We start from the raw sequence: 15196 nt of genomic DNA, 5'->3' as shown, positions 1-15196 counted from the left end.
AGCACACACGCAAACTTTCACTTCCTTCCCGACACAATTTAGTCCAAACGAACAACCATAGCACAACTCTTTTCCGATGAACAATCTAGCTCCAAACAACCAGTCATCTGGGCTAAAGCTCTCTCCCGGCGACATTATTTACACCCTGTTCCGCCATTCCAAGAAGATCTTGTTTTTCTTCGTATTGGGCTTGGGTGTCGGAGCGGCTATCTACAAAGAATGGCCCAAGATGTACGAATCGCGGGCTACGATCATGATCAAGTTCATAACCGAGGACCGGACTATGAACGCAGAGCAGAACACTCAGGTGGTCAACACAGGTGGACGGGGTTCTGGCCACATTATTGCAGCTGAGCGGACCATATTAAGCAGCCTAGACCTAGCTAAAACAGTCGCCGAAAGAGTCGGCCCCGATAGGCTCGTAACTAAAATCGACGCAGAAAAGACCGTTCAAAACGCAGCTGGAGCAATCCTTGGCGGACTTACAGTAGAGAACCCTGGTTCAACCAGCATGCTAGAGATAAAGTTCCAGCATGAATCTCCTGCCGTCGCCGCTAACACTCTCGAAACTCTCATAAGCAGTTACTTGGACCGCCATCACGAAATCCATCGAAAATCTCCAGAATTCGACGGATTCCTAACACGTGAAACGGATCAAATGAGGACAAGGCTGCAGCAAACAGAAAAAGAGCTTCAACTCGCGAAAAGCACTGTCGGAGTCATAGATATAGATGCCGCTAAGATGCGTCTCGCAGACGACATGGATCAAGTTCGAGACCAAATCTTGGCGGGAAAGACAGAGCTCGCAGAGCTTAGTATCTACCTAGACCGAGAAAAGGAAATCAATGAAGCATCCCAACCAAAGGCTGCAACGAATGACTCCACTACGCCAATTACGAGCCGAGACAAAGCCCGAGAAATAGCGGCAGCGATGGACAAGTACGCTGCGGTACAACAGAAAGTGGATCTTCTCAAGAAACGTGAGCAAACTCTTTCGCTGCAGTACACGGACGAGAACAGCCTGCTGAAGAGCACCCGCAGCCAAATTACCAAGTCTGAGACCGAATTGAACGACCTTCGCTTACAGTACCCGCAGTTCGAAGCCATTGCTTTCAATGAGTTAAATGAGGACGCGGGGTCACCTCCGGTCTTAAACAGCCAAGAATACGAGCTGCGATCAGTAGCCCTGAAGGCACGACTCAGGACGCTGGAGTCAATACTCGACGAAATGCGTGCGGAAGCAAAGAAATTGGATATAGCTGAAATCAGCGTAAATGAGCTTCAGCGGCGTAAAGAGCTTCAAGAAGCAAATTACCGCGGCCTTTTGGCCAGCATGGAGCAGGTTCGAGTGCAGGACGAACTGATGGATGGTAGGGTGAACAATATAACGATTCTCCAATCTCCCACTCCGGCTTACCCTGCTATAAATCAAAAAATCCAGATCGCCGGTGGCGTGGGCGGAGGTATAGCAGTCCTAGGCTTACTATGGGCCTTTCTAACCGATCTGGTTTTTGACAGGTCGATCAAACGACCTACCGAAATACAAAGAAACTTGGGAATTCCTCTTTTTATGAGTCTTCCAGACATGAAGAGCAAACGCTTTCGGAAATTAGGGCGGAGCCCGAACCGACGACAGCTCCAACAAGCCGGCCGAGCAAAGCAGCTGAAATCGTCAAAAAAAGAGCAGTACGAACCGACAACTACGACGCTCAAGGCGGCGGCCATTTCAAAACCAGACGAATATAACCAAGGAAAGGGGCCAGAGGTCCATACCATCGCACCCTGGGAAGAAGAGCATGCCCTATCCGGGCATTTCGACGCCTTGCGTGACAAGGTAATAACCTATTTCGAAAGCAAAAATCTGACACATAAACCAAAGCTAATCGCAATGACTGGTTTGGGAGAGTCTTCTGGAGTTACCACCATTGCATCTGGACTCGCGGGAAGCCTTTCCAAAATCGGTGAAGGCAGCGTCTTATTGGTAGACATGACACTGGGGAGTGAGACGGCACAACAATTTTACAATGGGAAGAATATTCTGAATTTAGACGATGTACTCGACTCCGCTGATGATGCGAAAATCGAAAATAATCTCTATGTCGTCGCGGAAGGTTCAAACGGCGTCAAGTTACCGCGCATTATGCCGCAGCGTTTCAACAAAATTATGCCGAAGCTGAGAGCGAGTGACTTCGATTACATCGTATTCGACATGCCACCAGTCAGCCCTATCAGCTCTACCCCACGCTTAGCTTCCTTCATGGATGTGGTTTTAATGGTAATGGAGTCAGAAGAAACGAACCGCGATGTAGCAAATCAAGCCCTAGAGCTTTTGTCAGAATCCCGAGCGCACCTTGGCGGTATTCTTAACAAGACAAAGTCTCACGTCCCCAAAAAACTTGAGCAAGACCTACTGAGCCAATCATAATTTGATTCAGATAATTCGCTCAATTTTTCGGGTACTTAAGTGAAAGACGACTCTGATAAAAATAGAACAAGGAAAACCAAGAAAGTGCTAGCAATCGCCTCCGGCGGAGGTCACTGGGTTCAATTGCTAAGACTACGACCAGCATTTGAGGGATGTAAGGTCATCTACGCGACGACAAAAGAGAACTACGCTTGCGATCTAGAAGCAGGAGCAGAGTTCTACGTCGTGCCAGATTGCAACCGTTGGGAGAAATGGAAGCTCGTCAAAGGCTCTCTATCTATTTTAAAGCTCATTATCACACAAAAACCAGACATAGTGGTTTCTACCGGAGCTGCACCCGGTTTCCTTGCGATTCGCTTCGCAAAACTCTTTGGAAAAAAAACAATATGGTTAGATAGTATTGCAAACGCCGAAGAGCTATCCCTATCAGGCCAGAAAGCGAAAAATTCCTGCGACATGTGGATGACGCAATGGGAGCACCTAGCCAAGGTGGACGGGCCTATATATCGCGGTAATATCCTTGGAGACTGATGATATAAAAGCAGATGCCTGACTCCAATAAACAAAAGATTTTCGTAACCGTCGGAACCGATCTCCCTTTCGATCGGCTCGTTAAGGCTGTCGATCACTGGGCAGAACAACACCCTCAATACGATGTGCTAGCTCAAATCGGAGATAGCCTCTTCGTTCCCTCCAACATGCTCTTTCAGAAATTCGTGGAGCCAGACGAATACAAACGAATCTTCTCTCAATCCGCCCTGATTGTCTCCCACGCGGGCATGGGGACTATCTTGACCTCTCTTCAGTTTCAGAAGCCTCTTCTTGTAGTACCGCGTAAAGCGTCGCTAGGGGAACACCGCAACGAGCACCAACTCGCTACCGCTAAACATCTGAAATCTCTCAATAAAGTTGAGGTAGCCGAGGACGAGCACGAATTGATAAAAAAACTCAGCACCTTTAGTGAGCTCAAGATTAAAGACCCGATCGGACCGTTCGCGTGTAAACGACTCACCGATTCGATCTCAAAATTCATCCGAGAGAGATAGAGTTTAGGATGGATAATTTACCTCCCAATAAATCAAAATTGAAGAGACTGGTTGATGCGCTGCTTTCGATTCTTGATCCACGAAATTACCTCCATGCATTCCGACTCATACACTTCTACGGCTATAGTCACGTACAACCCAAAAGAAAGATTGAGAGCGGTCCTGGAACGCTTCTTTCGCCGAATGTATCCCTGAGGAATGGGTCTAATATAAAGATAGGCAAAGATTGCCATATCGGCGAGCGTGTCTGCCTCTGGGCCGGAGACAGCCACGGGAAGATCATAATCGGAAACAACGTTTCAATCGCTCCGGGTAGCTTTATCACCGCCTCGGATTACCAATTCAGGAAAGGCATAAAGTTTAGAGAACAACCCAAGAAGGACATGGATGTCATCCTCGGCGACGACATCTGGATAGGAACCGGGGTTACTATAACAGCCGGCGTTGAAATTGGAACCGGCTGTATCGTCGCGGCGGGTGCCGTCGTGACCAGGTCTCTACCCCAAAACAGTATAGCTGGAGGCGTACCCGCTCGCGTGATAAAAGAACGAGTCTGACTAAATAAAATGGACGTATCCATCATCATCATCACCTACAACTCCGAAAAGGAGATCGAAGACTGCCTGCAAAGCGTTTACAATCAACAAGGTCTTGTCGCACAGCAGGTTGTCGTTCTCGACAACCTTTCCCGCGATCTGACAGTCAAAATAGTCAAGGAGAAATTCCCGCAGGTGAAGCTTATCGAGCCTGGCGAGAATCTCGGCTTTGCCAAAGGAGTGAATCGAGCGATAGAATCCGTCTCAACAAAATACGTGCTACTTCTCAATCCTGACACCCGTATCATTGAGAGGGCCATCGACAAAATTGTAGAGTTCGCCGAGGAAAACCCCGGCCACGGACTCTATGGAGGGCGCACGCTCCAGCCCGACATGAGCCTAGAGCCTTCTTCGTGCTGGGGATTGCCCTCGCTGTGGAGCCACTTCACCTTCGCAACCGGCCTCAGCACACTGTTCAAAAGAAGTCGCGTCTTCGACCCCGAGTCGCTCGGAAAGTGGCAGCGAGACACCGTGCGCGAAGTGGGAATCATCACAGGCTGCTTTCTACTATCAACGAAGGAGCATTGGGACAGTATTAAGGGATTCGACGAAAGGTATTTCATGTACGGCGAGGACGCAGATCTCGCAATGAGAACCAGAGCTCTCGGGATGCGCCCCATCATTTGCCCTGATGCGCAGCTGATCCATGAGGTTGGGAAATCGTCGAAGACACCCACTCACAAGATGATGCTGTTGTACAAGGGCAAGGCTTGCTTGGCCCTAACACACTGGAGTGGACTGAAGCAAAAACTCGCGCTGTTTTTCCTACTCGCTGGCGTAACGCTCCGAGCCATACCGTCATTGCTGTCAGGTAATGGTGGCGAAGAAGCAGAAGGTTACGTCGCCCTACTGAAAAAGAGGCGAGAATGGCTTGCCGGATACCCGAATAGCTAGAGCAACACTCAAATAAGCAGTCACAAAATGCCCAGCCTTCCACTCCTTGAACAGGCAAAGTTACTCAGCCGATCTTCTAGCAATTACGGCAACCCAGCAAATGAGCGCCCCAGTGCAAACAGCGGCGACCAAGCTCTACCCTTCGCCAGCCCGTCACCCAGTGCCTGTTGTACTAAACCCCGGGCAGAAAAGCCTGAGGCCCGATGATCAGCGTAGTCATTCCAAGCTACCGGAGAAAAGAGAGCATGCTCGCTCTGCTTCGTGACGTCATGCGTCAACAAGGTGTAAACTTCGAGGTCATCGTTGTCGACGACGTCTCCGATGACGGCTCCGTCGACGCTATAAAAAACGAGTTCCCAGAGGTCAAATTACTCGTAAATACGCACAACTCTGGTCCCGCGGTAACGAGAAATCGAGGTGTTCGAGCCGCGAAATACGAAATTATTGTCGGTTTCGATAGCGATGTCACAGTTCCAGATCCCAACTGCCTCGCCAAGACTTGTCGTGCTCTGAACAACCAGCCGCAAACCACTGCAATCGCCTTCCGTCTCTTGCAGCCAGATGGTATGACCGACGACTACGCGAGATGGTGGCACCCGAAAGACTACCGAACCTTTTCGAAAAAACCCTTCGAAACAGACTACTTTAGTGGAACAGGCTACGCTTTCCGTAAGTCCGCTATGCTCGAGGCCGGAGCATTCCCAGAATACCTCTACATGCACTACGAAGAAGTGATTTTGGCATTGAGAACCATAGACCGCGGAGGTCGGATTATGTACGAGCCATCGCTCACGGTCATCCACCACGAGGGACAAGTTTCACGCCGGAGCGAAATTAAATCGTTCTATAAACACAGGAACCAACTGCTTCTCGCCTACCTCCACTACCCATTTTTTATCGCTATAGGATATATTTTACCACGATCCTTTTACACTTTCGCCAAGGCGTTAAAAGGTGGCTACCTAAGGTCGTATTTCCGCTCAATTGCCTCTGTCAGTAAAGTAGTGAGAGAAAACCACCTTTCTAGAAGACCCGTGAGTAAAAAAACGCTTCAAAAGTTGAAAGTAATAAGACACTAGACCGAATTTAATGCGCCGAACTAAGGAAATCATCCCGACCGTCGATGCCACTACGGGAACATGAATAACTGCAAAGAAAACTTCAGACCGTGTGCATTCGCGAGGAATTATCCATTTCTCGCTACAGTCCTTTTTCTGCTAGCCTCGGCACATTGCTTCGGCGCTAAATCAATTAAAAGAGGATCGGTCACTTGGACTTTCGATCGCGACTACCCGGCTGGACAGTTCGCCAACGGCGATTGGTATGTGGTCAGCACTACCGGAATAACGATCACCTCGATTTCTCCTTCTTGGGACGGCCAAAAGAACGGAGCTCAGATAAATCCGTTGATGAACAAGAGTCTCCAAGGACTCGACAAACGCATATCAACCTCAGGCATTAACTACGACGGCAACCTCAACGTAGCAGATGACCTGCCTATTTCGCTGTATGCAAATCAGACCCTAGTGTCCGTAGTTGGTAAGGACAACGCTTCACGCAGCCCGTGGATGGAAGAAGCTCAAGTACTAACGGTGCTTCCGACTGAACCTCCAGCTAACAGCTTCCGTCCTCCATACGCGGGTACTGACAAAACTATCCGCGGAACGACTGATGATATAGATTGGAACTGGGTTCTGGACCTGCCTCACCCTCCAAACGCACGCTCCCCAAATCGAGCGATCGGTAACATACAAATCGATTGGTGGGAGCAATGGCAGTCAAGCGACTTGAAAACAGCGAATACCGAGCATACCTACGGCCGGGCGATCGCCTACGAAGCGGCCACCGCAGTGCTCTGGCTACACCTGTCCAACTCCCGCTCTAAAAAAGAGGAAGTCATGATCGACCTAATTCAAAGGGGTATCGACAATTTCGGTCTCGTAAAGTCAGATCGCCACGGATGGTGGCCAAATGGAGGTCACAACCTCGGACGAAAACTGCCATTTCTCATCGCCGCCAAAGCTCTCAACGATTCAGAGATGATGACCTACTCCACCAGTGAAAAAGGAGGCCGAAGAGCGTGGCACGAAGACGAACAGCACTTCTACGTTTCTTCTGAACAAATTGACAAGCAACCAGCGTTGAACACTAACGGCACTCGCCCTTATTCTGATAGAACCCCATATTTGGCAGAACATCTCGGGATGGCTGATTGGACCAGCAATGGCTACAACGAACGACACCGGGCTACACCGAAATGGACAGGCTGGTCTGGTTCAGGCTACCGCTTTGCGAACGGAGGACCGAATGTCGGACAGGTCGCAGCAGCCATGCTTTCCGGACTTGAGAGTGCCTGGGATGCACCCGCGTTCTTCGACTATATTCGAGAGCGCTACTGGCCTGCAGAAGAGGATGCCAGACAAAATGCGTTCAACCAAATCTACCTCTTTCACGCTGAAATGTTTGAGAGAGCTGTGGATGGAGATTATTCTTGGACTCTTCCATCAATAGAGCTCGAAACTCCCAAGTTTGACCGCCAACCAGGCCTCTACTTAAGTGAACAGAATGTCACTATATCAAGCTCAGATGGCTTGAAAATATATTATACACTCGATGGGTCTACGCCCAGTCAGAATTCATTTCTGTACAGTCAACCACTACATCTTCAGAATTCGACTCTAGTTAAAGCCGTAGCAGTGAGAGATGATGGAAAGACCTCTTCGGTAGCTTCACTGGATATGGTTATAAATGATTTTGTTTCCAGTAGCTTGTGGCAAAATGTACCTCTATCGGAATTGGCTGGCATTTCAGAATTCAGTTTTACAGCAGTCCCTCCTAATTCTGACATCGATACGGTTATGGGATTTTCCCAAAATCCTGTCGTAAACTATTCAGAGATGGCTTGCCTTATTCGCTTCAACAGCGATGGCTTTATTGACGCAAGAAACGGAAGCAAATACCAAGCAGAGGGAGCGATCCCTTATACAGCAAATACCGAGTACACCTTTCTGATCAAAATCGACACCACAAATAAAACGTATAGTGTCTATGCAAGGACCAATCCCTACGATTCGGCAATAGTAGCAAAAGACTATCAATTCAGGACAGAAAGTCTCAACACGGATCAAATCAACTACTTCGCCACAAAATCTCTTTACGACGATCCCGTACGAATTGCAGGCATCCAAGGGACGGATTTCGAAAACGAGGTCCTCTACCCTAGCCCACAATTAACATTTTCACACCCAAGCGGAAGTTACGAATCGATGACATTAGACTTATCGATAACGTCAGATCAGGACGACTCTGAGATTTTCTACACCGTCGATGGGACTGCACCTACACCTGGCAATGCTTCGACGTCGTTATACACAAAGCCCCTTAGCCTGAGTCAAAGCATGACGGTAAAGGCAATCGGAGTCTCGACCCAAAACACGCTGTCGCAACTCACCAGCGTCGACATAACGGTGAACGAATTAGCCTCGACCGAAAACTGGAAAAACTTAGATATAGGTCCACAGACGGAATCATTTTCGTTCAATTTTTCAGGTACCGCTCCTGCGGCCGAGTTGGACGGAGTGGTTGGGTTCGGCGCGGAAACTGCTGATAGCTATTCCGACTTGGCTTGTATCATCCGGTTTAACGATGCGGGCTACATAGATGCCCGAGATTCAAATATCTACCGGAGCGATTCCATTTTCGAATACGAACCTAATGTTGAATACCAATTCACTGTAAAGGTCGATTTCGCTACAAAACGTTACTCAGTTACGGTTCTAGACCCAGAAAACGGACCTGTTAAGATCGCAGACGGCTTCTACTTTCGTTCAGAACAAAACCACATCGAGTCGATTAACTACTTGTCCACGCGTACTCTGGCACCGAATAATTTGAAAATCTTTTCCCTTGGATTTCCCACTCAAAGGATCCCCTCTTCTCCATATGGCCTGATATTGAGCAAGATTGAGTGAGAGAAGTAGCCGCTAGCCCAGCATCGGTGAATATTGCCTATTTCAAAAATAAAACATGACAGAAAATTTTAACGCGAAGACGTCCACCCGTCAAATTCGCGTCGCCTACAGTTTTCCTCACCGCATTGGTGCAGGGCGGATTTGTCACACAGCTTGGCAACAGGTTTCGGGAATTAGCAACGCCGGATGCTTGGTCAAACTTCTAACTGGCTCAGTCGCCAAAGCTCTACCAGCGAACGTCGACGTAAAAAAAACACTCTCAGTGGGAAAAGTTAGGATTCCCATCAGATTGCTAGGCCGGCAACTTGCATGTGCTATCCACGATAGGAGAGTAGCGAGATGGTTACGCCGAAACGCAGATGCCGTGGATCTCGTTCATTGCTGGCCTATGGGTTCCCTATCAACGTTACGGGAAGCGCGAAGACAGAAGATACCTTCCTTCCTCGAGCGCCCAAATGCCCACACAAGGTTTGCCTTCGACGTCGTTAAGGAAGAAAACCTAAATATAGGTATCAATCTTCCAATCGACCACGACCATACCTACAACTCTTTGACACTCCAAACTGAAATTGAAGAATACAAGACTGCAGATTTCCTTCTTTGCCCGTCAGAATTCGTCAAAACCAGCTTTATCAATGAGGGTTTTCCAAAAGAAAAACTCATCCGGCATCAGTATGGCTGTGATCTCCAGCAATTTGTTCCCAAAGAAACGATTGGAACACCAGCTTTTCAAGCAATCTACGCGGGCGTATGTGAACCACGTAAAGGACTTCACTACGCTTTACGTGCTTGGCGTGCATCAAGAGCCTGCGAATCGGGAAAATTTTTCATTTGCGGCTCTTTTGTCCCTGGCTACAGGGAAAAGCTAGCGAGCTTGCTCGATCATCCAAGCATCCAATACCTAGGTCATCGCAACGACCTCCCTGAAATAATGGGGAAGTCTAACGTCTTTATCCTGTCTTCCATGGAAGAGGGAAGCGCCCTTGTTACGTATGAAGCTCGTGCTTCAGGCTGCGTATTACTCGTTTCAGAATCGACCGGAGCGATAGGAGACCATCAGCGTAACGCTCTTTTGCACGAGCCACGCGACTGGCAGACTCTTGCCCAGCACCTAGACCAGGTCTACCTTGATGACCTTAGGTTGACCAACTTGCGGGAAAGCTCGCTTAAAGATCGCGATCAGCTGAGTTGGACATTCGCCGGTTCCAGGCTAGCCAACATCTACCGAGAATATATCTCCTAACCGACTCTAAAGAACACGATTGATGACTCCATTCTCGATCATATTCGTTGTAACTACTTCCGTCGCCATTTTTGCGACAAATCGTAAAAACGCACCTTTCCCGGTTCTATGTGGCATTTGCTACCTTACAATGGGCCAGGGCATCGATATTGGCCCGTTTTCCTTCCATGCTTACCGCATTATTCTACTATTCGCTCTGCTCAGAGTTTTTATCAAAGGAGAGCACAAAAATTACATTTCGAATCCAGTAGATAGACTTGTGTGGCTATGGGCGGCGTGGACCCTCTTTGCTAGTTTGTTTCACGAATACACACCAGGATCCGGTCCAGTATTCGCACTTGGAAATATATTTAATATTATTGTCGCCTATTTCGTATTTCGACTATGGTGCCAGACGATAGAGGAAGTTCAGAGCTTGGTGAAATTTCTAGCGATTGTGCTTGCTCCTATCGCTATAGAGATGACTTTAGAAAAAATCTCCGGCATCAATTCTTTCGCGTTCCTAGGAGGTGTACCTGAAAACGTCGTTATCAGAGAAGGAGCTCTTCGGGCGCAAGGTCCATTTCGACATCCTATTCTGGCAGGTACCGTTGGTGCCACGTGTGTGCCAATTATGATGAGTATCTGGAGAAGCAGCCGCTTTCTCTCCGTAATCGGAATCGTATCCGGTTCGACTATGGTTTTCGCCAGCGCATCCAGCGGGCCGATTATCAGCCTAGTTGCGGGGCTTGCCTGCGTAATGGCTTGGCGTTTCCGAAGACTTACGATGAAGGCCTTCTGGATAGCGTTCACCACCTACGTTTTTATTGATTTAATATCAAGTCGTCCAGGCTACCATGTACTCGTCGAAAAGTTAGCTATAGTTGGAGGAAGTACAGCATACTACCGAGCGCGCTTGCTCGACACAGCCATTCGCCACTTCGACGAGTGGTGGCTATTCGGTACCGACTACACTCGGCACTGGATTGGTCCCGGTTTAGGCAGCGTTATAAATGGCAATCACATGGATATAACTAACTACTATCTCGGGATGGGCATAAATGCAGGGCTTCTCGCTATTGTGATATTAGTAATGATCCTTTGGAAGTGCTTAAGAGCTACTGTTAACTTCATAAACACTCCGGATACACCAGAAAACTATCCAGTAAAACACTCAATTTGGTGCATTTTTGCATCTCTAGCCTCTCACGCACTTTCCTCTTTCTCTGTCTCATATTTCGATCAGTCACTTGTATTTTTTTGGGCAACCGTAGCTCTTCTAACATCCTACACCTTCGCTCGTGAGATCCAACAACCAATTGAAGGCAGAGGAGTTGTTTAATCCACTAACCAATTACTTGCATCACCCAGTTTCGAGCAGCATTGAAAAAAATCCTCTTCATCTCCCACTTCTTCCCTCCTACCGGAGGATCCGGCGTTCAGCGCTCTGTAAAGTTCGTAAAGAACTTGCCGGAACTCGGGTTCCAACCAACAGTTATATCAAGCTACATTGATAATAAAAACAAGTGGACACCGTCCGACACATCTCTAGAGAACGATGTCCCGGATTTTATAAAAGTTCATAGATTACCAGACAATAGCGAGTTCGCTGTTCCGAACAATTTTGCGGAAAACCCCTCCCGCACAAAAGGTATCTTCGAAATAGGTTCCTCAATTATCGCTGAAGAGAAGATTTCATTAATTTATGTTTCGCTATCTCCATTTGGCGATCTCTCCCCAGCAATTAAACTCGCAGAGTTTTTCAATTTACCTTTAGTCGCAGATCTCCGAGACCCATGGGCTCTCGATGAATTCCAATCCCAACGATCCGCGTACCATAGGAGAAGAGAAATCTCTAGAATGAGATCCCAAATCGCGCGCTGCACCCACGTGATAATGAACACTCCCGAGGCAGCGAACAAGACTTTACGCTTTTTCCCTGAGATTGAGGCGAAGAGTATAACATGGATTACAAACGGCTTTGATGAAGATGATTTTATTAAACCTCTATCCAACAAGGAATTACTACCGAAGAATCGCTACAATATTATCCACACAGGTACTTTTCATTCTGACTACGCAAGGCGTCAAGAGTCAGAGAGGTACATAAACTATCTGCTAAGAAAGCGAGTGCCCGGACTAGATATTTCAGGTCGAACGCCTATATACTTGCTAAAAGCGATTTGCCTACTCCGCGATGAGCAACCACACCTATTCGAGAAGCTCAACGTCGTATTCGCAGGAATCATCTCACAGCAGGACAAAGATCTAATAAGAAACCAAGGACTCGAGCCGATTATAACAGCAACCGGCTACTTAAGTCACGACATTTGCATCGAGTACACCCGTAGAGCTGAAATGCTATTTTTGCCCTTGCATGGACTGAGGAAGGGAGAGCGATGCTCAATTGTGCCAGGCAAAACATACGAGTACTTAGCTAGCGAAGCAACGATCCTAGCTGCCACGCCTCCAGGGGATGCGAAGGATTTTGTCCGGCAGAGAGGCCGATGTTTTACCTGCTCTCCGAGGGACACCAATAGTATCCACCAAGCTTTGGTGAGCAGTATTTTAAATTGGTCATTAAAAGCTGAACTGCAACCGATAGACAAAGAATTCATTTCACATTTTTCTCGTGAAAAGCTCAGTATCAAACTTGCAGAAATCCTGTCCAAAGCAATATCGAGGAATAAATCGAATAAGTAGTCTAGGCCACTCGCGATTCAACCGCTGTTTTCGCAACACCTTCAAAGCTAAATTGCATTTAGCTCTGATTTTTAACGAAGACAGTTGGTTATTATCTGAGTTGCTTCTTCGCTTGAAGCAACCTCTACAATGCTGAAAGTTCGATTAATTTAGACCGATTGCTAGGGTTTGTGTAGTTCCCAGAGATCAGCGTAAAAATGATAGATCTGATTGAGCGCAGTTGCTCTGTTAGACTCTTCTGCGGGCCAGTACCTTTCTTCGATGTAACGGAACAAAGGCTCATGGTTCCATACCTGCCTGAAGCCCATTAGCTCTGCTGCAAGAACGACTCCTGTGTTGGGGCCGCCATTCACATCTCGATACGGCTTAACCCATGCGGATGTGGTGTCCTCTAGCTCAGTGATTGGGTTAGATGCCCACTCAGGCATACCTAGATGACTTTCAGTGTAGCTCGAATTTCTAGACAGAGTTTCACGGGTTACAATAAAAGTCTGCATATCCTCCTGAAATACTAAATGCTTTTGCGCATCAGACCATTCTAACATTTCCGAATCACCCAAAGCCCTCGCGGCGGTAACTAGCAACAGTTTTCTACCGTGGTTATGGCCTCCATTCGGAGCATATACGAGTCCTGATTTTACGGAACCATAAACGTCAATTCCTCTCTGAATAACATTTTCAAATACTGTTTGCTTGCTGGAAATGGGTCTATCCAAATTTAACCATAGCATCGTGTCTGCAACACCATAGGCGATCTGCCGACCATAGCTATTTAGTCCCGTGTCAGTCTTCAGATCTGAGTTTTGCCACTGAGATATTAAATCCAAAAGGACGTGACTCATTTCTCCCCTAGGATTCTGTACATGTTCAGGGTCCTGTAGAGATCTTAGAAATGAATAGTCTATATCAAACTTATTTCCGATAATCCGCTTATCCGTCCCCGCATACGGAGGGCGGAAACTATTGACTGGAGGTTCTTCCGAAAGCACAGTTAGGACCGCAACATCATATATTGGACGTCCATTGGATGCGACGGCACGGCGACCCACACTACTGACGACCGAGGAGTTCGCAGCGATAAATAAAGGCAGGTCGTCTGCGATATTTAGCAGCGGATCATATTCGGTATTTGATACGTTCTTATCGAACCCTTGCCGACTTCCCCTGCCTCCACCGAGTGGATTCAACTCTGATCCGTTAGTGGAACCATCCCAATCCGGCGTTATTCGAGTTATAGTCAAGCCAGACGGAGCCACCACGTAATGATCACCATTGATAAATCTTCCCGTGAGGTAGGCTTTGTCAAAGTACCAAGTTACCGCCCCTTTACTGAGACTGTTTTCTACCGATGGTAAACTGGATTCTGGATCGACTTCGACAGTCGTATGATAACGGAAAAACGCACCGTCACGACTGATCCAGGTTACGGTAATTTCATGAACGCCAACCGACAAGAAAGATACTACTTTTGAAGTTCCTTGACCTATTTCACCATCGATACTCGAGTGCCAGATAACCTCGTCTGAGTCTAAAACTTCACTAGCTACGCTCTGCTCCAGACTGAACGTGATTGGACTATTTTCCAAGTGTACGGAGCGAATCAACGGAGATTGGATAGGGTTCCCACGTACACCTCCAAGGTATCCTGTTGATATATCCATTGTGAGTACAGGTTCGGAGCCACTGCTGTCGGCGGAATGTAATTCCCAGAAACGGTATTTATCCTCCCAAACCTCATCTGAATTTAATCGGAAATAGACCAAGCTCTCTGGATCATGATTACGAAGCATGTGGTCCATCAAGAATGCAGTTATTTGCAATCCGGCATCCGAGGAGGTAGTCACGTTTCCACTAGACTGATCGTTACTGATAAAGTCGTCTTGAATCGGCCAAACCGTCTCGTTCAAATCCTCCGCAAAAGTGCCGGTAAAGTAACTCCCACCACCCTGATCGGCATTGGATGCCGTGGCCAATCCATACAAATCAACAGAACCCGCTGGGATAGAACTTATCCGCTTCAATTTGACTGTAAGGTTCACATCGCTAATTGCCGACCCGTTAGTCAATGCCGGAACCTTGAAGGCCAGCACAGCGACATTGTTGTAATCCGGAGATACACCTCCCGCGCGCAATGTGTTCTCGCGCACGCTTGTCGGAACTAAATCAGACCGAATACTGGCATCACTGCGGTCGCCCAAAACTCCTACAATTTCTGTGGTTATAGTCTCCAAGTTGATCTCGTCTACCGAGAGCGAGAAGCTAGCGGAGGCGCTCGCGCCGGAGGGGTCCGAGCCGGTCACCCGGACGGTCCAGGAGCTGCCCGCGCTGCCGGAGGGGGC

General features: G+C 47.9%; 11 protein-coding genes. 10 read left to right on the top strand and 1 reads right to left on the bottom strand.

Translation table 11 applies throughout. The annotated features are described in order from the left end of the window. Positions 1-76: 76 nt before the first annotated feature. From QEH53_RS21030 to QEH53_RS20985, 10 genes are all read left to right on the top strand, one after another. Positions 77-2425, top strand: coding sequence for a hypothetical protein (locus QEH53_RS21030; RefSeq protein WP_309025198.1), 2349 nt, complete (start codon positions 77-79; stop codon positions 2423-2425). A gap of 39 nt (positions 2426-2464) precedes the next feature. Continuing rightward, positions 2465-2956, top strand: coding sequence for a hypothetical protein (locus QEH53_RS21025; protein ID WP_309025197.1), 492 nt, complete (start codon positions 2465-2467; stop codon positions 2954-2956). Positions 2957-2970: 14 nt separating this feature from the next. Further along, positions 2971-3471 (top strand): glycosyltransferase, encoded by a 501-nt coding sequence (locus QEH53_RS21020; RefSeq protein WP_309025196.1) that lies wholly within the window; start codon positions 2971-2973, stop codon positions 3469-3471. 38 nt (positions 3472-3509) lie between these two features. Continuing rightward, complete coding sequence (locus QEH53_RS21015) at positions 3510-4028, top strand: acyltransferase (protein WP_309025195.1); 519 nt, start codon at positions 3510-3512, stop codon at positions 4026-4028. Positions 4029-4037: 9 nt separating this feature from the next. Continuing rightward, entirely contained in the window at positions 4038-4961 is a 924-nt protein-coding gene (locus QEH53_RS21010; RefSeq protein ID WP_309025194.1) for a glycosyltransferase family 2 protein, read from the top strand. Positions 4962-5164: 203 nt separating this feature from the next. Next, positions 5165-6040, top strand: coding sequence for a glycosyltransferase (locus tag QEH53_RS21005; protein ID WP_309025193.1), 876 nt, complete (start codon positions 5165-5167; stop codon positions 6038-6040). Between the two features lie 60 nt (positions 6041-6100). Next, positions 6101-8932, top strand: a complete 2832-nt coding sequence (locus QEH53_RS21000) for a chitobiase/beta-hexosaminidase C-terminal domain-containing protein (protein WP_309025192.1) — start codon at positions 6101-6103, stop codon at positions 8930-8932. A 388-nt stretch (positions 8933-9320) separates the two neighbouring features. After that, positions 9321-10175, top strand: a complete 855-nt coding sequence (locus QEH53_RS20995) for a glycosyltransferase family 4 protein (protein WP_309025191.1) — start codon at positions 9321-9323, stop codon at positions 10173-10175. A 22-nt stretch (positions 10176-10197) separates the two neighbouring features. Next, entirely contained in the window at positions 10198-11496 is a 1299-nt protein-coding gene (locus QEH53_RS20990) for a hypothetical protein (RefSeq protein WP_309025190.1), read from the top strand. Positions 11497-11537: 41 nt separating this feature from the next. Next, positions 11538-12857: a hypothetical protein gene (locus tag QEH53_RS20985; protein WP_309025189.1), complete on the top strand. Its 1320-nt coding sequence runs from the start codon at positions 11538-11540 to the stop codon at positions 12855-12857. A 161-nt stretch (positions 12858-13018) separates the two neighbouring features. On the opposite strand, the gene QEH53_RS20980 is transcribed toward QEH53_RS20985, so the two are convergent. After that, positions 13019-15196: hypothetical protein (locus QEH53_RS20980; RefSeq protein ID WP_309025188.1), on the bottom strand; the 2178-nt coding region annotated here is incomplete at its 5' end.

The organism is Pelagicoccus sp. SDUM812002 (assembly GCF_031127835.1).
Lineage (GTDB): Bacteria > Verrucomicrobiota > Verrucomicrobiia > Opitutales > Opitutaceae > Pelagicoccus.
The sequence above is the reverse complement of the archived record's forward strand: the minus strand, read 5'-3'. Positions and strand labels throughout refer to the sequence as shown.